We start from the raw sequence: 25,074 nt of genomic DNA, 5'->3' as shown, positions 1-25,074 counted from the left end.
AGAAAAGAGGCCATTGCAGCCCCCATGCACGAGATCACACGTATCTTTCGCCCCTCAGGCCACCCGTTCGCGCCCTGCGCCAATGGGTACGGCCCACACCTCAGTGCCACCTCACCCCTGTCGACACTCTTCCACGTGCTGTCGATCCCGCCAGGCAAGCTGTTGCTGGCCCAGATGCGCAAGCGCCCCGTCCCTCCACCTGCACCGTAACGCCTGAATTCCATCACCCGGCACCCTCGGCTTTTTCGCCGCTCGGGGTTGGGGAGCCTTTGCCATTTTTTCAGCGTTCAACCGTTCAGGAATTGTTATGACTCTTCGTGTAGCCATCATCGGCGCCGGCCCGTCCGGCCTTGCGCAACTGCGTGCCTTCCAATCCGCCCACGCCAAGGGCGCCCCCATGCCCGAGATCGTCTGCTTCGAAAAGCAGGCCGACTGGGGCGGCATGTGGAACTACACCTGGCGCACCGGCCTCGACCAGCACGGCGAACCGGTACACGGCAGCATGTACCGCTACCTGTGGTCCAACGGCCCCAAGGAATGCCTGGAGTTCGCCGACTACAGCTTCGACGAGCACTTCGGCCGCCCCATCTCCTCCTACCCGCCCCGCGAAGTGCTGTGGGACTACATTCAGGGCCGCGTGAAGAAGGCCGGCGTGCGCGATTACATCCGCTTCAACACCGCCGTGAAAAACGTCACGTTCGATGCGCGCACCCGCACCTTCACCGTCAGCGCCCACGACTACAGCGCCGGGCAGGCCATCGAGCAGGTGTTCGACTATGTGGTGGTCGCCAGCGGGCATTTCTCGACACCGCACGTGCCGGAGTTCGAAGGCTTCGAGCGCTTTGCCGGGCGCATCCTGCACGCCCACGACTTTCGCGAGGCCATGGAATTCAAAGGCCAGGACCTGCTCATTGTGGGTAGCAGCTATTCGGCCGAAGACATCGGCTCGCAATGCTACAAGTACGGCGCGCGTTCGATCACCACGGCCTATCGCACCCAGCCGATGGGCTACCAGTGGCCCAAGGGCTGGGAAGAGCGCCCGCAGTTGCTCAGGGTCGAAGGGGACATGGCGTTTTTCGCCGACGGCTCGAGCAAGCGCGTGGACGCGATCATCCTGTGCACCGGCTACCAGCATCACTTTCCGTTCCTGGCGGATGAGCTCACGCTCAACACCGGTAATCGGCTGTGGCCCAACGGGCTGTATCAAGGCGTGGTGTGGGAGCACAACCCGCAGCTGATCTACCTGGGCATGCAAGACCTCTGGTACAGCTTCAACCTGTTCGATGCCCAGGCGTGGTTTGCGCGGGACTACATGCTGGGGCGTATCCAGCTGCCGGCCAAGGCCGACATGCAGGCCGACAGTGCACGCTGGCGTGCAGATGAGGAGCGCCTGGAGACAACGGCCTCGATGTACGAATTCCAGGGCCGCTACATCAAGCACCTGATCGAACAGACCGACTACCCGAGCTTTGACATCGACGCGGTGAACCGCATTTTCCTGAAATGGAAGCATGACAAGAAGCACGACATCATGGGCTATCGCGACAAGTCGTACCGCTCGGTGATCACCGGCACGGCGGCGGTGCCGCACCATACGCGGTGGCTGAAGGCGATGGACGATTCGCTGCAGGAGTACCTGCGCGAAACCGATGGCAAGAAAGGTGAAGTGAAGGCGCTGCGCCAGCAGTAAGGGCCTATTCGCTGGCAAGCCAGCTCCCACAGGGTCTTGTGAACGCCACAAAAACCTGTGGGAGCTGCTTGCCAGCGAAGCTTTTTACCGGCCCCGCCGCTTGACCGCGACCTCCACCCATTCAGCACGCATCTGCCGGTGCCGCTTGCTGTTGAGCATCAGCAGCGCCACCAGGTGCACCACCGCGCCGAACACGAACATCCCCTGAGGCGTCCTCGGCCCGTAGGTCGACAGCAGCATCAGCAGGCTCAGCTGAAGTGAAGGTGCTGCGCCAGCAGTAAGGGCCCCTTCGCTGGCAAGCCAGCTCCCACAGGGTCTTGTGAACGCCACAAAAACCTGTGGGAGCTGGCTTGCCAGCGAAGCTTTTTACCAACCCCGCCGCTTGACCACGACCTCCACCCATTCAGCACGCATCTGCCGGTGCCGCTTGCTGTTGAGCATCAGCAACCCCAAGGTGGTAAGGCACTTCATCGTGGGGCTGGAGACCGGGGTTGTTCGAGCACTTCACCAACGTCGGCCTGGCGCCGAGCAAATCGCGCTCATCGGGTTGGAGCTACCCGGTCGACTTCTGGTTGGGCGAGTACGGCCTGGACAAGCACGCCGTGCGCTTCTGGTTTGCAGGCTACCCCGAGGTGCTGGCGCTCATTTGAGTGGCCCGGGGCAGGCGTGTGAGGGCGTGCCACTGGCGCGCTGCAGGTAGATGACCTGGCGGTGTACCTGGCTTTGCCCATAGTCGGCATTCCAGCCACGGCGCAGTGCCACCGGCTGCGGCGTGTAACCGTGCTTGCAGGCCAGCAGGCTGAGCATGACGTTCGCCTCGCCCATCAGCGGCACCAGTTTGAGGCTGCGTGCAGGCGCCAGTTGCACGCGCCCCTGGGCATCGCTGTGTGCCACCCACACACCCGCATCGAGGATAGACACCCCGGCCAGCGGTTGCCGGGTATGGCGGTCGAGTACGCGGGTGTCGAGCCCGTCATGCACGATCACCGAGCGTGGCATGCAGCCTTGCAGCAACAACAAGGTGGCCAGCGCGCACCACCACCCACACCCGCGTGATTCACCCCGCAGCGACCAGCAACCCCGTGCACCGCCCCCCACCCTCGACAACCAGGGTTGCTGTTGCATAGCCGCTGCTCCTTGGCCGCAAAATACCCGCACAGGTGTAACACTGATACTTGTCGCGCAACAACTCTAGCGCAGCCCCGTTCCGTCGCCCGGATCACTCACGTATCATCCGCACCCTGCCCCACCCCACATGGACGTCCAATGCACCCCGCCGCCCGCCTTTGCCGCCTGCTGGCCTCCAGCGCCCTGCTCGCCCTTGCCCTGCACGCCCCGGCCGTCACCGCCGCCGGTTTCGATTGTGCCAAGGCCCGCACCCTGATCGAGACCTCGGTATGCAACACGCCGTCGCTGTCGGCCAAGGACGACCAGCTCAACGCACTGTACAAGCCGCTGATGGGCAACCGGATCTTTCGCGAGCTGGAAGCCGACTGGATGCAGGATGTGCGCGACCGCTGCCAGACCAACGACTGCCTCGAAACCGCCTACGACCTGCAGATCCACAAGCTGACGCCACTGCCCCCACCGCCGGTGCTCGGGCTGCGCAGTGTGGTGCCGCTGCCCGCAGGCCACAGCTACACCACCGTGCAGAACGAGCCGTGGCCGCGCTTCGCGCTGGCGGCGGTACCGGACATGTTCCCGGATTCGCTCGCACAGTTGATCGACGTGGGGACACAGGACGGCGTGCTGTACGCCCTGATCTACGTGGCAAACTCTCCGACGGCCCCAGCTACAACCAGGACGACGCATCGGTGGGGCCGTCGTCGGGGGTGCTGCTGGAATACGCCGACAACCGCAAGGGCCTGCACGTGATTGCTCGCGACGTGCGCTTCGCCGGGTGGCGCATCAGCGAGATGATGGACCAGGGCGAACGCTATGCCGGTATCCAGGACGGGGTGTTCTACTACCGCCAACGCACCAACGGCGAGCTGCAGCAGGCCATGGCCTATACCCTGGGCAGCCGGCAACCGCCACAGCCGACCACCACGCTGTTCCACGCGCAATCCGCGACCTTGCGCTTTGCCAAGGCACGGGTGCTGGGCAACATGAACCATGAGAACAGCGACCTGCGCCTGAAGTACGAGAATGCCCTGCCGCAGCCTGCCAGCGAAACCGTGCTCGACCCCGAGACGGGTGGCTGGAGCCTGTCGGACCTGAGCTGGAGCGAGCGACGCCCGGTGCTGTACTTCGAGAACAGCGGTGCCATGGCCTGCATCTGGCGGGTCGACCTGGCCAGCAAGGTGCTGTCCAAGATCGTGCCCGAACACAGGGCCGGGCAGCCATTGGCGGTGGAACTGCAAGGGCGCGAAGCCATCGTGTACATCGAGCACGACCAGTTGATGTTCGCCCTGTCGCCTGATCAGTAAACATTTCCAAGGACGCCCCATGAAGCCTGCTGCCCTGCTGTTCTCCTGCGCATTGCTGACCCTCGCCCTCCAGACGCCGACGGCCGTGGCCGCCGGTTTCGACTGCACCAAGGCGCGCACCATCCTGGAAAATGCCATCTGCGACACGCCCTCGCTGTCGGCCAAGGACGACCAGCTCAACGCGCTGTACAACCCGCTCAAGACCCACAAGGTGTTCCGCGAACTGGAAACCCGCTGGCTCAAGGACGTGCGCAATGTGTGCACCACGCCGGCTTGCCTGGAAACCGCCTACGACGTGCAGATCCGCCGCTTGACGCCGCTGCCGCCGCCCACGCCCATGGCGCCAGACATCCTCGCACCGTTGCCCAAGGGCGCGGTGTACGACAAGGTCGAGGACGCGCCGTGGCAGCGCTTCGCCCTGGGCACGTTTGCGGGCATGAACGAGGAGTCGGTCGCGCAACTGATCGACGTGACCGTCAAGGACGGCGTGCTGCATGCGTACGTGTATGTCTCGACTGCCCCGGATGGGGACTATTACGTTCTGGACCGCCACCACCTGCAGGACACCAGTGGCACCTTGCTCGAGTATGTCGACAACCGCCCCGGCTGGCACGTGATCGCGCGCAACGTGCGCTTTGCCGGCTGGAGCCGCAGCGGCTTGAACGACCAGGGCGAGCGCTATGCCGGGGTGCAGAACGGCGCGTTCTACTACCGCCAGCGTGGTGAGGGCCAGCTGCAGGACTCGTTCGTCTACCTCATCGGCAGCCAGCAAGCGCCACAACCCACTACCCAGGCGTTCTTTGCGTACTCCAATACAGTGCGTTTCGCCAAGGCCCGCGTGCTGGAAACCCTGAACCTGGAGAACAACGGCCTGCGCCTGGCGTACGAGGGCAAGACCGACCCCGGCTACGAGACCGTGATGGAGGCCGACGCCGGCGGCTGGAGCCTGGTCAACCCGACCTGGAGCGAGCAGCGCCCGGTGTTGTACTTCGACAACAGCGGCGGCTTTGCCTGCATCTGGCGCGTCGACCTGCTGACCAAGGTGCTGTCCAAGGTGGTGCCCGAGCACGAGGCGGTGTCGGCACGCCCGGTGGAGATCAACGGCCGGGAGGCGCTGGTGTACGTCGAGCAGGACAAGCTGATGTTTGCCATCGCACCGGATCAGTAGGCCTGCGGCAACGCGCGGGCCTTGCTGCGCGCGAGCAGCCGGCCCACGCTCACCAGCCAGTTGAGCACGGCCACGGCCAGTACACTGAGCAGCAACGCGTGGGCGCCGCCGTTCACGATCAGGGTGCCGGCCAGCAACGGGAAGCCGAACACACCGAAAAAATACCCCAGGCTGAACAGCAGCAGTGCCTGTGGCGTGAAACCGGCAGGCGCTTCACTGGCGGCCAGGCCATTGATCACCGAATAGTTCAGGCCGTACCCCACCCCCAGCAGTGCGGCGGCCAGCAGGTAGCTCACGCTGCCCTGCACCCACCAGCCCAGCGCGATCACCGCCAGCACCATCAGCCCGGTGAGCAGGCACGAGGTGCGGTAGGCATCGTGGCGCACCACCCAGCCAGCGATCAGCAGGCGGCAACTGATGGCGGCGAGCATGAAGCCGACGAAGAACAGCGAGTAGTCGAGCCCGCGGCTGCCGCGTAGCTGGTCTGGAAGCTGCCCAGCCCACCGAACACCGCACCGCCCAGGCCGACCATCAGGATCGGCCAGCGCGCGGGTGAGCGCAGTACCGCAAGTGCGGCCGGGCCAGTGATGCGTGCACTGGCGGCGTGTGCGCGGTGCTGCGCGCCAGCCAGGCAAAGATCAGCAGGCCTGCGGCCGACGCCAGGGCGGCAGCGTAGAACGCGGTTTGCACCGGCAATTGCACAAGGCTGGCCAGCTTGCCCGCCAACGGGCCGGAGCCGATGCCGCTCATCATGCTGCCCGAGAGCAAGGCAAAGCAGTGGGTGCGGCGCGCCGGCTCGACCAGCGCCGCAACCAGGATCGGCCCCAGGGTGTAGAACACGCCCCAGCCCAGGCCCAGCAGCAGGCCGCATAGCCACAGGCTGAAGTCGATACCGGGCACCAGTGCAAAGCCCAGGCAGGCGCCGATCAGGCACAGCGCCGCGTGTGCGATGGCGCGTGCGGTGCCCAGCCAGTCGGCCAGGTGGCCGCTGCCGAGCACCGCGAGCACGGTGCTGAGCATGGCGATGGAAATGATGCTGCCGGCATCCTGTTCGTTGCCGCCGCGGCTGCTGACCAGCAGCGAAAGCAGGAAGGTCGAGCCGTAGGAGAGCGACAGCAGGTAGCTGGCCAGGCACAGCAGGCCGAAATGCGGGGTTGTTCTGGTCATGGGAAGTCCGCCGAGGGGGGCGCTGTTTTAGCACGCGCAGCGGCGCAGGCAGTTACAGATCTGGTGGAGTTGGGATCTGTGGTGGCTGGACTATGGCGTGTGCTGGCGACGTGGTGCTGTTGATCAGCAAGCGGCCTGATGTTCCCTGCGCACAATAAAAAGCCCCGGCCAGGGCCGGGGCTTTTTCAAGCACGATTCGATCAGAGGATGCTGATCGGGTACTCGACGAACACACGCACTTCGTTGCCGTCATCGTTGTAGCCGCTACGACGCACGCTTTCCGAGGTACGCAGGAACGAGCCACGCAGTTTGACCGACAGGTCCTTGGCAGGGCCTTCCTGAACCACGTACTTGAACTGGTTGAAGATTTCGCGCTCTTTGCCTTCGCCGAAGCCACCTGGGGTGCCGACGGTGCGGGTATTGATGTTGTCGCCGACAACATAGGCCACGTTGTAGGTCAGGCCCGGTACGCCAAAGGCGCTGAAGTCCAGACCATAGCCGATCTGCCACGAACGCTCGTCTTCAGCGTTGAAGTCGGACCAGTAGGAGTTGGCCAGGAAGATGGTCGAACCCCCATCGCCCACGCCGCCGTTACGCTGGTAACCGCTGTACTGGTAACCGGTGTTGCCGTTGCTGCGCTGGTGCGCCAGGGTGATCGAGTGCGGGCCGAAGGCGTAGGTGGCCGCCAGGCTCCAGATGGTGTTGCTGTCGCCGGTCAGCTTGGCATCGCGAACATAATCGCTGTCGATGCTGGATTTGTAGCCGTTGAAGTCCAGGGTCAGCGACTGGTCGTCGGCGATCGCGTGAACATAGTTCAGGCCCAGGTAGTGCTTTTTCAGCACGTCTTCAACGTCGGAGGTGTACAGCGCCGCGGTGAAGTTCTGGGTAAAGGCGTACTTGCCGCCGAACACGTTGATCGACTTCAGGCCACCGCTGTCACGCCCTTCGGCGCTCTTGCGCGCTTCCTGGGTGTAGCGACCGGCGTTCAGTTCAAGGCCGTCGATCTCCTTGGAGGTGATCGAGGTGCCGGTGAAGCTTTCCGGCAGCAGGCGGCCGTCGTCGTAGTTCAGTACCGGCAGGGTCGGCATCTGGTCGCCGTACGCCAGCACGGTGTTGGAGACGCGGAACTTGATCGCAGCACCGGCGCGCGCCAGGTTGTGCGGGGAGTTGGTCTGAGCGCCTTCGCTTGGCTTGAAGAAGTCGATGCCACCACCGCCGTTGCGACCCTTGCCACCGTCCAGACGCACGGCGTACAGGCCAAAGGCGTCAACGCCTACACCGACGGTGCCCTGGGTGAAGCCGGAGGAGAACTTGCCGATGAACGCCTGACCCCACTCGGACTGGTCCGAGTTGTGGTGCTTCTTGTCACGGTTGATGAATGCGTTGCGCAGCAGGACGCTGGCCTTGCTGTCTTCCTGGAAGCCCTTCGACTCGGCCTGGTCATTGGCCATTGCCTGAGTCGCCGCCATAAGCCCCAGCGCGATCAAGCTGATCCGTGTTTTCAACATTTTATTTTCCTTATTTCGTAGTCAGATACGCGCTGCGACCAACGCCAGGAACCACGCCCCCTGCGTGGGTTGACGCTCACGGGTCTGCAAATAAAAAGCCCGCCTGCAATGGATCGCAGCGGGCCTTTTTTTGGGACTCTTGGCCGATGGGCCTACAGGCGATGGGCTGAATCCTAGCCCTGTGCGGAACGGCATGTCAAAAAATCGTGAAAGACCGCAACCAAAGTGCCACCAATACGACCGAAACCCGCTGCGCGAACACCTCGCAATCGGTTGCGACCTCAGACATATTTCGACACCAATGCACCAGAAGAGGGCATAAAATTCGCTAACATTTGCAAATGCAAAGCATTAACATTCGCGCCTTTTTCCACCTGCCAAGAAAAATGCTCATGCGCCCCATGCCCTTTCCCTGCCGTCTTGCCCCTTTGTCACTGGGCCTTTGCGCCCTGCTCAGCAGCAGCCTGGCCTGCGCCGCCAGCACCACCTTGCCCGAACTGTCGGTGACCGCCGACCGCGACCGCGATGACCCGCGGGTCGAGGAAGTGACCACCGCCACCCGCACCTCGACGCCGGTACGCTACGTGCCGCAAGCGATCGACTCGATAAAGACCAGCAACCTGCAGGATTACGCAACGCACGACCTGAGCAAGGCCCTGAGCGGCATCCCCAACGTCAGCAGCAGCGCCGACACGCGTTTCGACAGCGTGCGCATCCGTGGTTTCGAGGCCAGCAACGACTTCTACCTGGACGGTATCCGCGACGACAGCCAGTATATTCGCGACCTCAACAACATCGAACGGATCGAGGTACTGAAGGGCCCGGCCGCCGTGCTGTACGGGCGTGGCAGCCAGGGCGGCATCATCAACCGCGTGAGCAAGACGCCGCAAGCCGGCCGGCGTTCGAGCATCGAGGCCCAGGGCGGCAGCCAGGACCTGCGCAGCCTGTATGCCGATCTCAGTGCCGACCCCTCCGACACCGTCAGCCTGCGCCTGAACATGGGCAACCGCGACAACAACAGTTTTCGCCATGGCATCGATGGCAGCCGCCAGTTGTTCGCACCGTCCATGAGCTGGCAGCTCAACCCGGACCTGAACTGGCTGGTGCAGTACGAATACAGCCGCTTCAATCGCACCCCGGACCGCGGTATCCCTGGCGACCCGCGCAGCGGTCGGCCGGTGGACGTCAGCCGCAGCACCACCTACGGTGACCCGCAGCGCGACTTCATCGACGATACCGCGCAGTCGCTGCGCTCGCGCCTCAACTACCAGCTCAACGAACACTGGCAGCTGCGCCATACGCTGGGGCTGTTCCAGCTCGACAGCGATTTCGACAACACCTACCTCACCGGCTACAGCGCTGACACCGGCCTGGTCGGGCGCCAGCGCTGGCAGCAGGACCTGAAGACGCGCAACCTGTTCAACACCGTCGAGGTGGAGGGCAATGTGTCGACCTTCGGTATCGAGCACACCCTGCTCACCGGCCTGGAATTCGGCGAGCAGCGCCGCCACTCGCTCCTGCGCAATGGCAAGAACGTGCCGGGGGTCGACTTGTACAACCCTGATCGCGGCCAGCAGCACACCGGCGAAATGGCGATTTCCAGCAACAACCACACCGATGTGCAAAGCCGCGGCCTGTACGTGCAGGACCAGATCCGCCTGAGCGACCAGTGGCAACTGCTGGCCGGCCTGCGTTACGACCACTTCGCGGTGGACACCACCAGCAAGGTCAGCGGCCTGAGCGAAAACCAGCAGAGCAACAGCACCAGCCCGCGCCTGGGCGTGGTGTGGACGCCGCTCAAGGACCACTCGTTCTATGCCTCGTGGAGCAAGACCTTCTCGCCGGTGGGCGGTGGCCTGATCGGTATCACCCCGGGGGCCGCGGGCAACGCCAACGAGACCGGCCCGGAGCACACCCGCCAGAAGGAGATCGGGGTCAAGAGCGACTGGCTGGACGAGCGCCTGAGCACCACCCTGGCGGTTTACGAGTTGGAACTCTACGACCGTCGCAGCCGTGACCCGGACAATGCCGATCGCTACATCCTGACCGGCCTGCAGCGCTCGCGCGGCATCGAACTGACTGCCACCGGCAAGCTCGGTGGCAACTGGTACGTACGTGGTGGCATTGGCCTGCAGGACGCAACCATCGTCGAGGACACCGAAGGCAACGCAGGCAACCGCATCAACGATGTGGCCAAGCGCAATGGCAGCCTGTTCCTCACCTGGAAACCGCAAATGGGTTGGTACGCCGAGACCGGCGTGACCCTGGTGGGGCAGCGGTTTGCCGATACCAGGAACACCATCGTGTTGCCGGGGTATGGCAGTTGGGATGCGCTGGCAGGGTTGCGCACCCCGGACTGGGACGTGCGTGCGGCACTCACCAACATTGCCGACAAGACGTACTACAGTTCGGCCACCAGTGCCGGGCAGATCCAGCTGGGCGACCCGCGCAGCCTGGTGGTGACCGGCACCTACAGCTTCTAACGCTTCGAAGCGCTTCGCTGGCAAGCCAGCGAAGGGGCCATGGCAGGCTCGATAAAAAAGGGCGTCACCGCTGTCGGTGACGCCCTTGTTCAGTTTCAGCGGTGCCACACGCCCAGCAGCGCTTCGAGCTCTGCCTCGCTGATCAACCCCTGTGGATAACGTTCCACCAGCAGGCGTCGTGGATCGGTCTTCCTGACCCGGATAGTTCCGTGGTGTTGCAACCACCGCGCTACTGCCTGAAGCGCCTCAGGGTTCACTACCGAGGGGTGCGAAGCCGGTTCACCTGTTGCATTCATTTCCACACGTACTCCCAGAAGTGTGAGCGGCTACCTTAATCAAACTTTGTGACAGAACTGCGCCGTCCTACTTGCTTGAAATACAAGGCAAAACAAATACAAGACATGTGCCAGCTGGGCCGCCGATCGTCGAACGCGCCAAAAAAAACCCGTCAGTGACGGGCTCCTTTCAGTGCAGTGGCGCTCAGCGGCCGGTCGGTGCCGGTTGTTGCTGGGTCAGGCAATGGATGTTGCCACCGCCCAGCAGCAGTTCACGCCCAGGCACCATGACCACTTCGTGGTTGGGGAACAGACGCGCCAGAATCGCTCTGGCCTCGGCATCTGCGGGGTCGTCGAAGCTTGGCGCGATGATCGCGCGTTGACGATCAGGAAGTTCACATACGAGCCGGCCAGGCGCACCGACGGGTTGCGCTCCTGGCTGCCGGCCACCGGATCGACACCGGCACACTCCTCTTCGGTGGCATACAGCGGGCCCGGGATCGGCATCTTGTGCACCACAAAGGTGCGCCCCCTGGCATCGCGCTGCTGCTCCAGCACCGCCAGTGCGGCGCGGCAGCGTGTGTAGTTGGGGTCTTGGGAATCATCGGTCCAGGCCAGTAACACTTCACCCGGGCGCACGTAACAGCAGAAGTTGTCCACATGCCCGTCGGTTTCGTCGTTGTACAGGCCTTCGGGCAGCCACACGATGGTGTCCACCGCCAGTTGCTCGCGCAGGATCGCTTCGATCTGTTCGCGGTTCAGGTGCGGGTTGCGGTTGTGGTTGAGCAGGCATTCCTCGGTGGTGATCAGAGTGCCTTCGCCATCGACGTGAATCGAACCACCTTCGAGCACGAAGCCTTCGGTGCGGTAGCGCTGGCAACGCTCCATTTCCAGCACCTTGGCCGCCACCTGCTCGTCGCGGTTCCACGGCGCGTACAGGCCGCCCTCGAAGCCGCCCCAGCTGTTGAAGCCCCAGTGCACGCCGCGCACCTCGCCGCTGTCATTGATCACGAAGGTCGGGCCGGTGTCACGCACCCAGGCGTCATCGTTGCTGATTTCCACCACGCGGATATTGGGCACGTCCAGGCGTGCGCAGGCGTGTTCGTACTGGCCGGCGGACACGCCCACGGTCACCGGTTCGAAACGTGCGATGGCCTTGGCCACTGCCACGTGGGCGGCCTGTGCCGGCTTGCCGCCCAGGCGCCAGTTGTCCGGGCGCTCTGGCCACAGCATCCAGACCTGGGTTTGCGCGGCCCACTCGGCGGGCATGTGGAAGCCGTCGGCGCGCGGCGTAGTGTTCAGGGTTTTCATGATCAGGATTCCAGTGAACCGTCGAGGGTTTTGATCGCACCATACAGGTTCGGGCGGCGATCACGGAAGGTGCCCCAGGCGCTGCGCACATGCTCGAGGCGGTCGAGGTCGAAACTGTGCACCAGCACGCCTTCTTCGGCCTGGTCGAGTTCCTCGACCTTCTCGCCAAACTGGTTGGCGATGAACGAGGCGCCGTAGAAGGTGATGGCGTAGCCGTCCTGGGCTTCGCGGCCGATGCGATTGCTGGCCACCAGCGGCATCAGGTTGGCGCCGGCGTGGCCTTGTTGCACGCGCTGCCAGTGTTCGCGGGAGGTGATGCTGGCGTCGTGCGGTTCGCTGCCGATGGCGGTCGGGTAGAACAGGATCTCGGCGCCCTGCAACGCCATGCTGCGTGCGCACTCCGGGAACCACTGGTCCCAGCAGATGCCCACGCCGATCTTGGCGTAGCGGGTTTGCCAGACCTTGAAGCCGGTGTCGCCCGGGTTGAAGTAATACTTCTCGTGGTAGCCGGGGCCGTCGGGGATATGGCTCTTGCGGTACACGCCCAGGTTGCTGCCGTCGGCGTCGATGATCGCGATGCTGTTGAAGCGTGCGCGGCCGGCCAGTTCGTAGTAGCTGATCGGCAGCACCACCTGCAGCTCCTTGGCGACCTGCTGGAAGTGCGCGATGGCGGCATTGGTTTCGGTGGTGGTGGCCAGCTGCAGGTAGTCGGCGTTGGGTTTCTGGCAGAAGTACGGGGTTTCGAACAGCTCCTGGATCAGGATGATCTGTGCGCCCTTGGCAGCGGCTTCGCGCACGAGTTTTTCGGCGCGGGCCAGGTTGGCCTCGCGGTCCCAGGAACAGGCCATCTGGGTGGCGGCGACGGTGACGATACGGCTCATGGGAACTCCTCGGGAAGGTGCTGTGGGCAGTTGAGGAGGACTTTATAGCCGATAAAAATCGGCTTTTGAAGCCTGAAATGAAATTTCATGCGCATTATTATCGAATTTATATCGATAAGAATCGGCATATGGTTATTGTTCACAGGAATCTATTGCCGAACCAACAAGGCTTCAGATCACTGCGCAAGGGCGCTCACAATCCCTCCGCCAACACCCGCGCCACACTGTCCACAAAGTAATCAACACTCGCCCGCGTAGTGCACATCGGCGGCTTGATCTTGAGGATGTTCAGGTAATCCCCCGTGGGCTGCATGAAGATGCCCAGCTCACGCAACCGATCACACAACAACGCCGTCTCTTCAGTCGCCGGCTCCAGACTGCACGCATCACGCACCAGCTCCAAGCCCAGGTAGAACCCCGATCCATGCACCGCCCCCGCAAGCGGATATTCATCGACCAACGCCTGCAACCGCGACCGGAAGTACCCACCTACCTCGCGCGCATTGGCCCACAAGCCCTCCTCTTCCATCACCTCCAGCACCGCCAGGCCAATCCGACAACTCACCGGGCTACCCCCCGCCGACGAGAAGAAGTACCCCTCGGCCTCCAGCGCCTCGGCAATCTCGCGCCGGGTGATCACCGCCCCCAACGGCTGGCCATTGCCCATGCCCTTGGCCATGGTGATGATGTCCGGCACCACGCCCTGCTGTTCGAACCCCCAGAAATAATCACCCAGGCGCCCGTAGCCCACCTGTACCTCGTCGCAATGCACACCCCACCCCGCGCGCGCACCTTGGCATACACCTGCTGCAGGTACCCCCGCGGTAACGGGATGCCTCCCGCATTGCCATACACCGGTTCGCAGATGAACCCGGCCAGCTGGCGCTCGCCCAGCCCGGCCAGGCGCGCCTCGACATCACGCACGTAATCGGCGGTGCTGTGATCGCCACGGTACTTGCCACGGTAGGTGTTCGGCGCCATCACCGGGTGCACCCACTCGGGCCGGGTGCTCAAGGCCTGCGGGTTGTCGGCAATGGAGGTGGAGATCGCATCGGTGGCCACGACCAGCATGGTAGGCCTCCAGCACGCTGAGCATGTCACGACCGCCACTGGCCGCCCACGCCAGGCGGATCGCCAGGTCGTTGGCCTCGGTACCGCTGTTGACCAGGAACACCCGGTCCATGCCCGCCGGCGCCAACGCCAGCAGGCGTTCGGAAAACTCGGCAATGGCCGCGTAGTGAAAGCGCGAGTTGGTGTTGAGCAACGACCACTGGCGCGCCGACTCGGCCACCATGCGCGGATGACCATGGCCCAGCACCGCGACGTTGTTGAGCATGTCCAGGTACGAACGGCCCTGCATGTCGATCAGGTAATTGCGCCAGCCGCGCTCGATATGCGGCGGCTGCTGGTAGTAGTGCTTCTGCGAACGGGCAAAGCTGGCCTCGCGGCGCGCCAGCAACGCCTGTGGGTCCGGCAGCGGCGCAGCCTCGCATTCGAAGCCCAACAGCGCCTGCGGCGACGGGCACAGCGCCAGCCAGGCCTGCGCCCGCGATGGCGCGGCGAACCGTGGCGGCTGCAAGCCGGCCACCCGGCACAGTTGAAGGCTCAGTACCGGCGCGCTGCCCCCCAGCGACTGCCCCTGGGCAATCTCGGCACCCGCTGCAGGGCCATCGAGCACGCCGTGCAGCCACAGGCTGACCGAGCCCCCCCTCCAGGCAGGCCCAGCCCTCGCCGGCGTGTCGCCAGGTACCGGCAAACGGTGCCACCAGCGTCGTGCCGGGGGCCAGGTGCAGCGCCACATGCAGGGCACAGGTGTGCGGCTCGCGCGGGGTGTCGATAAGCGTCTGCGACAGCCGGTACTGTCCGTACAACGTGCACGCCGGCGCCGGCTGCGCCTGCAACAGACGCAGGTCCACGCCCGGCTGCTGCCAATTGCCGGCACTGAAATGCGCGCTCAGTACACCCAGGTCCAACGCTGTCACCGCCTGGCCATGCAGCGCTGGCAGCAGCGCAGCGGCCGCTGCCAGTGGCGCCGGTTCGATTGCGGCCAGTTGCAGGATGGCCGCCTCCATCAGTTCGAACGGCACGCTGTCGGCCACGTCGAAGATCTGCCATTCGTGGGCCAGGTTGTCGCGGCTGTAGGCATTGCCGGGGTCGACGCTCACTTGCTGCTCGCCACTGAGTACCAGCACCGCGGCGCGCGCCACGATCATCGGCCACAACGCGCGCAGTTCGGCTTCGTACAGGGGGTTGAGCGCATGGTAGGCCGCGATCGCCGGCAGGATTCTGAACGGGTCGCCCTCAACGTGGTGCAGCAGCGCCGAACAGGTCACCGCCAGGTCGGCGATGCGCCAGGTGTGCACCAGGTCGCCGAAATCGATCACGCCCTGCAACTGCCACTGGCGCTGGGCATCGCGCTGCCACACCACATTGTCGTCGGTGATGTCCAGGTGCACCGCCTGCATCGGCAGTTGCGCCAAACAGGGTGCCAGGCGTTCACCGGCCTGGGCCGCCGCGGCCTGTACCCGCGCCTTGCGCGGCCCCTCGGCGAGCACCGGCAGCAGGTGGGCGATCATCACCTGGGCATGGCGCGGGTCCCACTGCAGGGTGCGCTCCAGTCCCGGGTGGCGGAATGCAGCCAGGGCCTTGTCGACCTCGGCGCACAAGCGGCCGAACGCGGCGATCAACCCGGGGGCGAAGTGTTTCACGCGGGTGAGGGTCTGCCCATCGATGTAACGCAGCACCCGCGCATGGATCGGCTGGCCGTCGACGGCCAGCGACCGCAACGCAGTGCCATCGAGCCCGACGTGCACCTGCGGGGCGCCAACCCCCTGCTGGTGCAGGCAGGCAACGGCCGCATGCTGGGCCTGCAACTCCGCCACGGCGTAATCGCCATGGCAGATCTTCAGCACGTAGCTGCGCCCCTCGAAGCCGAAACGAAAATTCAGGTCCTGCTGGCTGCCCAGGGAGGTCAGCTCGCCGTGCATGCCGTAGTGTTCCTGCAGCAAGGCCAAGGCATGCTCGCGGGTGATGGCGGGGCAAGGCAGGCTGGCGCGGTGGACAAGGGTCGCGAAGGGCATGACAGGGCTCTCGATTTTTTTGCTTATATCGCCACTGGCCCTGCCGATAAGCAAGTACAACCGACAAAATGGCAGCCGCCACTGGCCGGATGACCGTCAAATGGGCTTGCACCGTTCGGGGGCTGCCTACAAGCTATCCCGCAACCGACCTTGCCCGTCCCGCAGCAGCTAAGGCCACTCGACATGCGCATACTCATCACCGGCGGTGCCGGCTTCATCGGTTCGGCACTGATCCGACACCTGATCACCCAGACCGACCACGACGTGCTCAACCTGGACAAGCTGACCTATGCCGGCAACCTGGAGTCGCTGGCGAGCATCGCCAACGACACCCGCTACGAGTTCGTCCAGGCCGATATCGTCGATCAGGCCGCCGTCAGCGCGGTACTCGCACGCTTCCAGCCCCAGGCAATCATGCACCTGGCGGCCGAGTCGCACGTGGACCGCTCCATCGATGGCCCGGCGGCGTTCATCCAGACCAACATCGTCGGCACCTACAGCCTGCTGGAGGCCGCCCGCGCCTGGTGGAGCTCCCTGCCGGCTGCCGAGCGCGCGGCGTTTCGCTTTCACCATGTGTCCACCGACGAGGTGTACGGCGACCTGCACGGTGTCGACGACCTGTTCACCGAAACCACCCCGTACGCGCCCAGTTCGCCCTACTCGGCGAGCAAGGCCGCGTCCGACCACCTGGTCCGCGCCTGGCAGCGCACCTACGGGCTGCCGGTGCTGCTGAGCAACTGCTCGAACAACTACGGGCCGTTCCACTTCCCGGAAAAGCTCATCCCGCTGGTGATCCTCAACGCCCTGGCGGGCAAGCCGCTGCCGGTGTACGGCAACGGCCTGCAGGTGCGCGACTGGCTGTACGTCGAAGACCATGCCCGCGCCCTGCTCAAGGTGGTCAGCGAAGGCACGGTGGGCGAGACCTACAATATCGGCGGGCATAATGAACAGACCAACCTCGACGTGGTACGCAGCATCTGCGCACTGCTCGAAGAGCTGGCCCCGCAGCACCCGGCCGGCGTGGCCCGCTATGCCGACCTGATCACCTTCGTCCAGGACCGCCCCGGCCACGACCTGCGCTATGCCATCGACGCGGGCAAGATCGAGCGCGAACTGGGCTGGGCGCCTGCAGAAACCTTCGATACCGGCCTGCGCAAGACCGTGCAGTGGTACCTCGACAACCTTGAGTGGTGCCAGCATGTGCAGGACGGCAGCTACCACGGGCAACGGCTGGGCAACAGCGATTTCAAGGACCTGATTGCATGACCAAAGGCATCGTTCTGGCAGGCGGCTCCGGCACGCGCCTGCACCCCATCACCCTGGGCATTTCCAAGCAGTTGCTGCCGGTGTACGACAAACCGATGATCTACTACCCGATCTCGGTGCTGATGCTGGCCGGCATCCGCGACATCCTGATCATTTCCACCCCCCAGGACCTGCCGCACTACCGCCAGTTGCTGGGTGACGGCAGCCAGTTCGGGGTGCGTTTCGAGTACGCCGAGCAGCCCTCGCCCGACGGCCTGGCCCAGGCCTTCCTGATTGGCGAGTCATTCATTGGCGACGACTCGGTGTGCCTGATCCTGGGCGACAACGTATTCCACGGCCAACGTTTCACCGAGCAACTGCTGCGCGCCGCCGCGCACCCCAGCGGTGCCACGGTGTTCGGCTACTGGGTCAAGGACCCGGAGCGCTTTGGCGTGATCGAGTTCGATGCGGCGGCAACGCGCTGTCGATCGAGGAAAAGCCGGCCCAGCCCAAGTCCAGCTACGCGGTCACCGGCCTGTACTTCTATGACAACGACGTGGTGCGCATCGCCAGGGACATCAAGCCCTCGCCCCGCGGCGAACTGGAGATCACCGATGTCAACAATGCCTACCTGCGCCGTGGCGACCTGCGCGTGGAGCGCTTCGGGCGCGGTTTTGCCTGGCTCGACACCGGCACCCACGACAGCCTGCTGGAAGCCTCGCAATACGTGCAGACCATCGAACACCGCCAGGGCCTGAAAGTCGCCTGCCTGGAAGAGATCGCCTTTCAGCAGAACTGGATCAGCGAACAAACCCTGCTCGAACGCGCCAAGGCCTTCGGCAAGACCGGCTATGGCCAGTACCTGTACGGCCTCACCGGAGACCAGCAATGGAAGTGATCGCCAGCGCGCTGCCCGAGGTGCTGATCATCGAGCCGAAGGTGTACGGCGATGAACGCGGGTTCTTCTACGAAAGTTTCAATGCCCAGGCCTTTGCCGCCCGCACCGGCGTCACTGCGCCGTTCGTGCAGGACAACCATTCGCGCTCGCTGCGCGGCGTGCTGCGCGGCCTGCACTACCAGGTGCAGAACCCGCAGGGCAAGCTGGTACGCGTGACCCAGGGCGAGGTGCTGGACGTGGCGGTGGATATCCGGCGCAGCTCGGCCACCTTCGGCCAGTGGGTGGCGGTACGCCTGTCGGCGGCCAACCACCGCCAGATGTGGATCCCGGCAGGCTTTGCACACGGCTTCGTGGTGCTCAGCGACAGCGCCGAGTTCCTCTACAAGACCACCGACTACTACAACCCCGCCGGCGAGCGCTGCATCCGCTGGGACGATCCGGACCTGGCCATCGACTGGCAACTGGACGCTGCACCGCAGCTGTCGGCCAAGGACCAGACCGGGCTGCCGCTGCGCGATGCCGAGCTGTTCCCATGAATATCCTGATCAGCGGGCACCACGGGCAGCTTGCCCAGGCGCTCAAGCACCGCCTGGGCAAGCTGGGCCAACTGCACGTACTGGGCCGCGACCATCTCGACCTGGCCGAACCTGAACGCATTCGCCAGACCGTACGCGGCCTGCAGCCGGATCTGATCATCAACGCCGCCGCCTACACCGCGGTCGACCAGGCCGAAAGCGACCCGCAGGCAGCCTTCGCGATCAATGCCCGGGCGCCCGGCGTGCTCGCCGAGGAAGCCGCGCGGCTGGGTGTACCGTTGCTGCACTACTCCACCGACTACGTGTTCGATGGCAGCAAGGCCACGCCCTACACCGAAGACGACCCCACCCACCCGCTGGGCGTGTACGGGCAAAGCAAGCTGGCAGGCGAACAGGCCATCAGCGCCGTGGGCGGCGCGCACCTGATCTTGCGCACCAGCTGGGTGTACTCGCTGCACGGCCGCAACTTCCTGTTGACCATGCAGCGCCTGCTGCAGGAGAAACCCGAACTGCGCGTGGTCGCTGACCAGCTCGGTGCCCCCACCTGGGCCGGTACCCTGGCCAGCAGCACCCTGGCCCTGATCGAGCGCTGGCAGGCCGGCCACGCCGGCGCCTGGGGCACCTACCACCTGAGTGCACAGGGCTACACCTCATGGTTCGGCTTCGCCCAGGCCATCGGCGCGCACCTCAAGGCCCAGGGCAAGCCCTGCGCACACCTGCTGCCAATCACCACCGGCGAGTACCCCACACCGGCACGCCGCCCGCTGAATTCGCGCCTGGACTGCCGTCGCCTGCAACAACAGTGGCAGGTCAGCCAGCCGGACTGGCGCGAAGCACTGATCGAGTGCCTGAAGTAGCGCATAATGCGCCAGATACTTCTGGCGCCTTCTATAGTTGCAATGACCATGACCCTGACCTTCCCCCGCCGCCCGCGCTGGCGCAGCCTGGCCATCCTGGCGCTGTGCCTGGCACCGCTGCTGTGGCCGCTGCAACGCCTGGCCGAACACTACTACCAGGAAGAACTGGCCGGCCAGAACCGCCAGACCCTCGACCTGTACGTGGCCAACCTGCTGGGCACCCTGCACCGCTATGAGACCCTGCCGCAGATCCTCGGCGACCTGCCGGCGCTGCGCGCACTGCTGGCCGACCCGCTGCGCCTGGAAACCCTGACCAACGCCAACCGCCTGCTCCACGACATCTGCGCGCAGACCGCGCCGAAGTGATGTACCTGATGGACGTCAACGGCAACACCCTGGCGGCGTCCAACTGGGACAAGCACGACAATTTTGCCGGGCGCAACTTCGCCTTCCGGCCGTACTTCAGCGAAGCCATGCAGGGCAAGCTGGGGCGCTTCTTCGGCCAGGGCACCACCTCGGCCAAGCGCGGCTACTTCTTCGCCGCCGCCGTGCGCGACGGCGACAAGGTGATCGGCGTGCTGGTGGCCAAGATCGACCTGGACCACACCGAAACGCTGTGGGGCAAAACCCCCGAGCAACTGCTGGTGACCGACCACAACGGCGTGGTGATCCTGACCTCGCGCCCCGACTGGCGCTTTCGCGCCACCCGCCCGCTCAGCGACACCGAGCGCGATGCGATCGTGGCCATCCAGCCGTACCCCACCACCACGCCAAAACCGCTCAACCTCGACCCCAAGGCCTGGCTGATCCAGACCCAGGCGATCCCCGAAACGGGCTGGCAGGTGAGCATCCTGGCCCCCCGCGCACTGGTCGACCGCTCGGTGAGCACGGTGCTGTTCATCGGCGGCGCCACCCTGCTGGTGGTGATGCTGCTGCTCGGCCTGGTGATGCAGCGCCGGCGCAACTACATGGACCGTCTCGATTTCGAGGCGCGCACGCGCCAGGAGCTGGAACAGCGCGTGGTGGAACGCACCGCCGCCCTGGAAGGCCTCAACAGCCGCCTCAAGACCGAGGTGCTGGAACGCGAACAGGCCCAGCAGGAGCTGGTACGCGCCCAGGACGAACTGGTGCAGGCCGGCAAGCTGTCGGTGCTCGGCACCATGTCGGCGAGCATCAGCCACGAGCTCAATCAGCCGCTGGCGGCGATTCGCAGCTACGCCGAAAACGCCGAGATCCTGCTCGACCACCAGCGCACCGACGACGCACGCAGCAACCTCAAGCTGATCAGCGAACTGACCGGGCGCATGGCCTCGATCATCGCCCACCTGCGTGCCTTTGCCCGCCGCGACCGGCATGCGCCGGAAAGCGTGGCGCTGCAACCGGCGCTGGATGACGCCCTGGCGCTGCTGGCCAAGCGGCGCCGCGCAATGGCCGTGGAGCTGGTGCGCGACCTGCCCGAGGCGACCCTGTGGGTGCAGGCCGGCGAGACCCGCCTGCGCCAGGTGCTGGGCAACCTGCTGGCCAATGCCCTCGACGCGCTGACTGAAAAAGCCAACCCGCGCAAGCTCTGGCTCAGTGCCCAGCGCCGCGATGGCAGCGTCTACCTGACCATTCGTGACAACGGCCCGGGGTTCAGCAGCCAGGCGCTGCTGCGCGCACGCGAACCGTTCTTCACCACCAAGACCCGCACCCAGGGCCTGGGCCTGGGCCTGGCGATCGCCGACGGCCTGTGCAAGGTACTCGGGCATCCATTGGAGGTACGCTCCTGCAGCGGCAAGGGCAGTGTGTTCCGCGTCAGCGTACCGCTGGCCAGCGCCGCGAGTGCGACCCAGGCCAAGCCGGCGGAACAGGCAGGCCAGCCGCTGGCGGGCCTGCAGGTACTGTGCGTGGACAACGAAGACAGCATCCTGATCGGCATGAACAGCCTGCTCAGCCGTTGGGGTTGCCAGGTGTCCACGGCGCGCAACCGCGAGGAATGCGCTGCGCTGCTGGAGCAGGGCTTGCGCCCGCACCTGGCACTGGTGGACTACCACCTGGACAACGGCGAAATGGGCACCGAGCTGATGGCCTGGCTACGTACCCGCCTGGGCGAGCCGGTGCCGGGCGTGGTGATCAGCGCCGACGGCCACAGCGAGACGGTGGCCCGGGTGCATGCCGCCGGCCTCGACTACCTGAGCAAGCCGGTCAAGCCGGCAGCCTTGCGCGCCCTGCTCAACCGTCATCTGAGCCTGGTGCAGTAAGGCCTTCGGCCAGCGCCTCGCTGTCGCTCATGGCACGCTCCAGCAAGTCGGCCGGCAGGCTCTTGCTGCGCGGGCGCCCAGCAGCTTGAGCTGTTCGCTGCGGCTGATCAGGTTGCCGCGGCCTTCGCAGAGCTTGTTGCGCGCTGCCGCGTAGGCCTTGTCGACCTGCTGCAGGCGATTGCCCAACTCGTCCAGGTCCTGGATGAACAGCACGAACTTGTCGTACAGCCAGCCGGCACGCTCGGCGATTTCGCGGGCGTTCTGGCTCTGGCGCTCCTGCTTCCACAGGCTGTCGATCACGCGCAAGGTCGCCAGCAAGGTGGTGGGGCTGACGATCACGATCTGACGGTCGAACGCTTCCTGGAACAGGTTGGGTTCGGCCTGCAACGCCGCCGAAAACGCCGCTTCGATGGGCACGAACAACAACACGAAATCGAGGCTGTGCAAGCCTTCGAGGCGGTTGTAATCCTTACCTGAAAGGCCTTTTACATGCGTGCGCAGCGACAGCACATGCTGTTTGAGCGCCGCCTGTGCAACCTCCGTTTCGGTGGCGTTGACGTACTGCTGGTAGGCCGTGAGGCTGACCTTGGAGTCGACCACCACCTGCTTGTCGCCTGGCAGCATGATCAGCACGTCGGGCTGGAAGCGCTCGCCGTCGGCGCTCTTGAGGCTGACCTGGGTCTGGTACTCGCGGCCTTTTTCCAGGCCCGCGTGTTCGAGCACGCGCTCCAGGATCAGCTCGCCCCAGTTGCCCTGGGTCTTCTGGCCCTTGAGCGCCTGAGTCAGGTTGGTGGCCTCGTCGCTGAGGCGCAGGTTCAGCTGTTGCAGACGCTCCAGCTCCTTGCCCAGTGAGAAGCGCTCGCGGGCTTCCTGCTGATAGCTTTCCTCGACACGCTTTTCGAACGACTGGATGCGCTCCTTCAGCGGGTCGAGCAGTTGCCCCAGATGCTGTTGGCTGGTCTGGGCGAAGCGCTGCTCGCGCTCATCGAAGATCTTGGTCGCCATTTCGGCGAATTGGGCGCGCAACTCATCACGCGAGCCCTGCAGGTCGCTCAGGCGCTGCTGATGGCTGTCCTGCTGCTCGCGCAGTTCGGCAGCAAGGCCTGCGCACTGGGAATCGAGGCGGCGCAGCTCGGCTTCGCGGGCGCTGCGTTCCAGGTTCCAGGCATGCATCGCATCACGGGCGTTGTCGCGCTCGACCTGCAGCAGCTCCAGTTCCCGCCCTTGCGCGGCCAGCGTCGCCTGCTTGGCCGAGTTGGCCTGGCTCAGGTCGCTGATTTCGTCACGGCTGGCATCCAGCTGCGCCGTCAGCCCCTCCTGCGCCAGCAAGGCGCTGCTCAAGCGTTCCTCAAACAGCAGCGCCGCCGCCTGCTGGCTGGCCAGCTGACGTTGCAGGCGAACCACCAGCGCCACAGCGGGCACTGCCGCCATTACGATGCCCAGCACGATGCTGGCCAGATCCATTGCCGCGATAGACAGCATGCTCACCCCCAAGGAAATCCCCCCAGAGCTTAACAGCCCTGGGCTGGCCGTCAGTGTTCCGGTAATTGCTTGAGCAACCGCTGGGCCTCTTGCGAGCCCTGTGCCGCCGCCTGCTCCAGCCAGTGGCGCGCCTGCAGCGGCTCGTTGACCTGGGGCTGGGCGCATAACCGAGCGTATTCGAGCTGTGCCCGGCGATCACCGGCGCGTGCGGCCTGACGCAGCAGTTCGTGGCCGATGCGACGATCACGCGCATTGCCGCAATCGCGGCACAGCATCTGCCCCAAACGGCTTTGCGCCACGACCACCCCCTGGCGTGCCGGCAGCTTGAGCAGCGCCCGGCGAAATGCTTGACGTTGGGATTGTCGCCCAGGCGCGGGCTGTCGAGCAGCCACAGGGCCACCTTCAACGAAAATCGTCGGGGTTCGACAATGGGGAGGTGGTCGGTAGAAGCGGACGTTTTGCTGCGAAACTTCATAAAAACGGCGAAGGCGACTCGAGAGGCGCGCCACTCTACCGGATTTTTCCAGCCGTGGCCCAGACGATTTCGAGCGTTTTTTTGCTGACCCGCAAAGTTTTTTTCTTGACGCCATCACACCGCGTTCATCCGCGCCAAGGTGACCGCCCGCGATTGTCAGACACATCCAGTAAAGCTGGCACGCCCGTGCTAGAGCAAGCGCTCGGGACAATCCACAGAAGCTGTGGATAAGTCGGTGGACAACCCCCATCAACACCCCGCAAACCCCGGTAGAATGGGGCCCGCGCTCAAACTGACGATTTTTTCACCAGCTGAAAAAAGTGTTTTTTTTCATTGACTTGTATTTCCAACCTAGGCATCTGCAGGGTGTCGGCTGCGTGTAGCAGTGGATTTACAGCCTGTGCTTCAGGTGTGGACATCTGCTCCAAAGCAAGGCATGCACATGCACGCAAATGGGCCTGGCGCCTTTGGCCGACGGCTTCCCCCCCTTCACAGAGTGCCTTGAACGCGACATACTGGCCGGCTCGCCGCATGAAAAGTACAAAGAGTTGTCAAGCACTCGAAAGTCCTGTAGTGTGGCCGGTGTTAGTACCAAGCTGAAACTCAATTCTGGCCAAAGCAGTCCTTGCAGCGTCCTGCTCCGACAACGGAACAGCACCTGCTGAAACCAGGACCGGCCCACTTGATGGCTCCACAGGTAACCATTACCTACTTGGCGAGCCACCCTGCAGATTGAACAGGATCTTCACACAGCGGCGCAGAACCTTAGCCCTGGCGTGTTGCCTGTCCTCCTAGTACCTACCAGTCAGCCCTAGCGCCACACTATCAATGCGCTTACCACTGGCTGCCCTGTTCCAGTCAGGTTCTTCGCTCTAGCCCTAAAGCTTTGCGTTACTGGAACGTTTTATATGAACACGGCTCTGATGCTGTGTCTTTTGCAGGAACATCCAATAACTATGAATACATCCATCCATACTCAGGCTGCCATTAGCACCCTCAGCCAGGCATTTGCCCCGCTCAACTGCATGATTCATGCGGCACGCAAGGGTAGCTTCAGCTTTACCCTGGTGAACGAACATGGCATCGCTCGTCACAGCGAGCGCTTGTACCCGGAGCAGTACGAGAGTGCCGAGCCGCTGCAAGCGGTGATTGATCGTACGCGTCAGGCTCTGATTGCCTGATAGGCGTCTGAGACAGCAAAGAGCCCTGCCATCTGGTGGGGCTTTTTTATGGCCATAGCTTCACCCGGGGCCTGCACGGCCCGGCCATCGCGGTAGATCCTGCGCTAGCTGTTGATCTTGATCTGGCCGTTGCTGTTGATCTGGCCGTTGCTCTTGCTCTTGCTCTTG

The 25,074-nt window shown here is 64.4% G+C and carries 16 protein-coding genes and 7 pseudogenes; 13 read left to right on the top strand and 10 right to left on the bottom strand.

What is annotated here, in order from left to right:
* Positions 1–307 precede the first annotated feature (307 nt).
* Entirely contained in the window at positions 308–1,690 is a 1,383-nt protein-coding gene (locus G3436_RS04555) for an NAD(P)-binding domain-containing protein (protein WP_163941783.1), read from the top strand.
* A gap of 84 nt (positions 1,691–1,774) precedes the next feature.
* On the opposite strand, the gene G3436_RS04550 is transcribed toward G3436_RS04555, so the two are convergent.
* Positions 1,775–1,930 (bottom strand): hypothetical protein, encoded by a 156-nt coding sequence (locus G3436_RS04550; protein ID WP_163941781.1) that lies wholly within the window; start codon positions 1,928–1,930, stop codon positions 1,775–1,777.
* Positions 1,931–2,181: 251 nt separating this feature from the next.
* Here G3436_RS04550 and G3436_RS04545 point away from each other — a divergent pair, with 251 nt between their 5' ends.
* Positions 2,182–2,340, top strand: a complete 159-nt coding sequence (locus tag G3436_RS04545; RefSeq protein WP_163941778.1) for a hypothetical protein — start codon at positions 2,182–2,184, stop codon at positions 2,338–2,340.
* Here the strand turns inward: G3436_RS04545 and G3436_RS04540 are convergent.
* Positions 2,333–2,815, bottom strand: a complete 483-nt coding sequence (locus tag G3436_RS04540) for a hypothetical protein (protein ID WP_163941774.1) — start codon at positions 2,813–2,815, stop codon at positions 2,333–2,335. The genes G3436_RS04545 and G3436_RS04540 overlap by 8 nt on opposite strands.
* 141 nt (positions 2,816–2,956) lie before the next feature.
* Between G3436_RS04540 and G3436_RS04535 the strand changes: the two genes are divergently transcribed.
* Genes G3436_RS04535 through G3436_RS04525 form a run of 3 tightly spaced genes read left to right on the top strand, consistent with a single transcriptional unit; the run spans position 2,957 to position 5,287 of the window.
* Positions 2,957–3,565 carry a lysozyme inhibitor LprI family protein gene (locus tag G3436_RS04535; RefSeq protein ID WP_163941771.1) on the top strand — a complete coding sequence of 203 codons (609 nt, stop codon included), beginning with the start codon at positions 2,957–2,959 and terminating at the stop codon, positions 3,563–3,565.
* Complete coding sequence (locus G3436_RS04530) at positions 3,505–4,119, top strand: hypothetical protein (RefSeq protein WP_163941768.1); 615 nt, start codon at positions 3,505–3,507, stop codon at positions 4,117–4,119. Before G3436_RS04535 ends, G3436_RS04530 begins: the two co-directional genes overlap by 61 nt.
* A gap of 19 nt (positions 4,120–4,138) precedes the next feature.
* On the top strand, positions 4,139–5,287 hold the full coding sequence (locus G3436_RS04525; protein WP_163941765.1) for a lysozyme inhibitor LprI family protein: 1,149 nt from the start codon (positions 4,139–4,141) through the stop codon (positions 5,285–5,287).
* On the opposite strand, the pseudogene G3436_RS04520 reads toward G3436_RS04525, so the two are convergent.
* Together G3436_RS04520 and G3436_RS04515 are read right to left on the bottom strand one after the other, a co-directional pair.
* Positions 5,281–6,454, bottom strand: a pseudogene (locus G3436_RS04520) (MFS transporter). The gene G3436_RS04525 and the pseudogene G3436_RS04520 overlap by 7 nt on opposite strands.
* Before the next feature lie 200 nt (positions 6,455–6,654).
* Positions 6,655–7,962 (bottom strand): OprD family porin, encoded by a 1,308-nt coding sequence (locus G3436_RS04515; RefSeq protein WP_163941763.1) that lies wholly within the window; start codon positions 7,960–7,962, stop codon positions 6,655–6,657.
* Positions 7,963–8,363: 401 nt separating this feature from the next.
* On the opposite strand from G3436_RS04515, the gene G3436_RS04510 reads away from it, so the two are divergent.
* A complete protein-coding gene (locus G3436_RS04510; protein ID WP_163941760.1) occupies positions 8,364–10,445 on the top strand; it encodes a TonB-dependent receptor in 2,082 nt (693 codons plus the stop codon).
* Between the two features lie 95 nt (positions 10,446–10,540).
* On the opposite strand, the gene G3436_RS27325 is transcribed toward G3436_RS04510, so the two are convergent.
* The 4 genes and pseudogenes from G3436_RS27325 to G3436_RS04495 form a co-directional block, all read right to left on the bottom strand.
* Entirely contained in the window at positions 10,541–10,741 is a 201-nt protein-coding gene (locus tag G3436_RS27325) for a hypothetical protein (RefSeq protein WP_163972965.1), read from the bottom strand.
* 184 nt (positions 10,742–10,925) lie between these two features.
* Positions 10,926–12,031, bottom strand: a pseudogene (gene aguA / locus G3436_RS04505) (agmatine deiminase).
* A gap of 2 nt (positions 12,032–12,033) precedes the next feature.
* On the bottom strand, positions 12,034–12,912 hold the full coding sequence (aguB, locus tag G3436_RS04500) for an N-carbamoylputrescine amidase (protein ID WP_163941758.1): 879 nt from the start codon (positions 12,910–12,912) through the stop codon (positions 12,034–12,036).
* Positions 12,913–13,105: 193 nt separating this feature from the next.
* Positions 13,106–15,992, bottom strand: a pseudogene (locus G3436_RS04495) (aminotransferase).
* 183 nt (positions 15,993–16,175) lie between these two features.
* On the opposite strand from G3436_RS04495, the gene rfbB reads away from it, so the two are divergent.
* From rfbB to G3436_RS04465, 6 genes and pseudogenes are all read left to right on the top strand, one after another.
* A complete protein-coding gene (gene rfbB / locus G3436_RS04490; protein WP_163941756.1) occupies positions 16,176–17,258 on the top strand; it encodes a dTDP-glucose 4,6-dehydratase in 1,083 nt (360 codons plus the stop codon).
* Positions 17,255–18,135, top strand: a pseudogene (gene rfbA, locus G3436_RS04485) (glucose-1-phosphate thymidylyltransferase RfbA). The gene rfbB and the pseudogene rfbA overlap by 4 nt, the downstream one beginning before the upstream one ends.
* Positions 18,126–18,671, top strand: coding sequence for a dTDP-4-dehydrorhamnose 3,5-epimerase (gene rfbC / locus G3436_RS04480; RefSeq protein WP_163941753.1), 546 nt, complete (start codon positions 18,126–18,128; stop codon positions 18,669–18,671). The pseudogene rfbA and the gene rfbC overlap by 10 nt, the downstream one beginning before the upstream one ends.
* Positions 18,668–19,528 carry a dTDP-4-dehydrorhamnose reductase gene (rfbD, locus tag G3436_RS04475; protein WP_163941750.1) on the top strand — a complete coding sequence of 287 codons (861 nt, stop codon included), beginning with the start codon at positions 18,668–18,670 and terminating at the stop codon, positions 19,526–19,528. The genes rfbC and rfbD overlap by 4 nt, the downstream gene beginning before the upstream one ends.
* 42 nt (positions 19,529–19,570) lie before the next feature.
* A pseudogene (locus G3436_RS04470) lies at positions 19,571–21,282 on the top strand (sensor histidine kinase); the annotation flags it as partial.
* Positions 21,283–21,312: 30 nt separating this feature from the next.
* A complete protein-coding gene (locus G3436_RS04465) occupies positions 21,313–21,768 on the top strand; it encodes a response regulator (protein ID WP_420801173.1) in 456 nt (151 codons plus the stop codon).
* On the opposite strand, the pseudogene G3436_RS04460 reads toward G3436_RS04465, so the two are convergent.
* Together G3436_RS04460 and G3436_RS04455 are read right to left on the bottom strand one after the other, a co-directional pair.
* A pseudogene (locus tag G3436_RS04460) lies at positions 21,740–23,124 on the bottom strand (DNA recombination protein RmuC). The gene G3436_RS04465 and the pseudogene G3436_RS04460 overlap by 29 nt on opposite strands.
* A gap of 176 nt (positions 23,125–23,300) precedes the next feature.
* Positions 23,301–23,725: pseudogene (locus tag G3436_RS04455) on the bottom strand (tetratricopeptide repeat protein).
* Between the two features lie 956 nt (positions 23,726–24,681).
* Here G3436_RS04455 and G3436_RS04450 point away from each other — a divergent pair.
* Positions 24,682–24,906: a hypothetical protein gene (locus tag G3436_RS04450; protein WP_163941748.1), complete on the top strand. Its 225-nt coding sequence runs from the start codon at positions 24,682–24,684 to the stop codon at positions 24,904–24,906.
* Positions 24,907–25,074 lie beyond the last annotated feature (168 nt).

This window comes from Pseudomonas brassicae (assembly GCF_010671725.1).
In the GTDB taxonomy this organism is placed as follows: Bacteria; Pseudomonadota; Gammaproteobacteria; order Pseudomonadales; family Pseudomonadaceae; genus Aquipseudomonas; species Aquipseudomonas brassicae.
Note: the sequence above shows the minus strand (reverse complement) of the source record. Positions and strands in the feature narration are given on the sequence as shown.

Excerpts from the sequence above, each read along its gene's own strand:
- G3436_RS04555 (WP_163941783.1), top strand. The coding sequence starts at position 308 with ATGACTCTTCGTGTAGCCATCATCGGCGCCGGCCCGTCCGGCCTTGCG.
- G3436_RS04550 (WP_163941781.1), bottom strand. The coding sequence starts at position 1,930 with ATGCTGCTGTCGACCTACGGGCCGAGGACGCCTCAGGGGATGTTCGTG.
- G3436_RS04540 (WP_163941774.1), bottom strand. The coding sequence starts at position 2,815 with ATGCAACAGCAACCCTGGTTGTCGAGGGTGGGGGGCGGTGCACGGGGT.
- G3436_RS04535 (WP_163941771.1), top strand. The coding sequence starts at position 2,957 with ATGCACCCCGCCGCCCGCCTTTGCCGCCTGCTGGCCTCCAGCGCCCTG.
- G3436_RS04525 (WP_163941765.1), top strand. The coding sequence starts at position 4,139 with ATGAAGCCTGCTGCCCTGCTGTTCTCCTGCGCATTGCTGACCCTCGCC.
- G3436_RS04515 (WP_163941763.1), bottom strand. The coding sequence starts at position 7,962 with ATGTTGAAAACACGGATCAGCTTGATCGCGCTGGGGCTTATGGCGGCG.
- G3436_RS04510 (WP_163941760.1), top strand. The coding sequence starts at position 8,364 with ATGCCCTTTCCCTGCCGTCTTGCCCCTTTGTCACTGGGCCTTTGCGCC.
- G3436_RS27325 (WP_163972965.1), bottom strand. The coding sequence starts at position 10,741 with ATGAATGCAACAGGTGAACCGGCTTCGCACCCCTCGGTAGTGAACCCT.
- aguB (WP_163941758.1), bottom strand. The coding sequence starts at position 12,912 with ATGAGCCGTATCGTCACCGTCGCCGCCACCCAGATGGCCTGTTCCTGG.
- rfbB (WP_163941756.1), top strand. The coding sequence starts at position 16,176 with ATGCGCATACTCATCACCGGCGGTGCCGGCTTCATCGGTTCGGCACTG.
- rfbC (WP_163941753.1), top strand. The coding sequence starts at position 18,126 with ATGGAAGTGATCGCCAGCGCGCTGCCCGAGGTGCTGATCATCGAGCCG.
- rfbD (WP_163941750.1), top strand. The coding sequence starts at position 18,668 with ATGAATATCCTGATCAGCGGGCACCACGGGCAGCTTGCCCAGGCGCTC.
- G3436_RS04450 (WP_163941748.1), top strand. The coding sequence starts at position 24,682 with ATGAATACATCCATCCATACTCAGGCTGCCATTAGCACCCTCAGCCAG.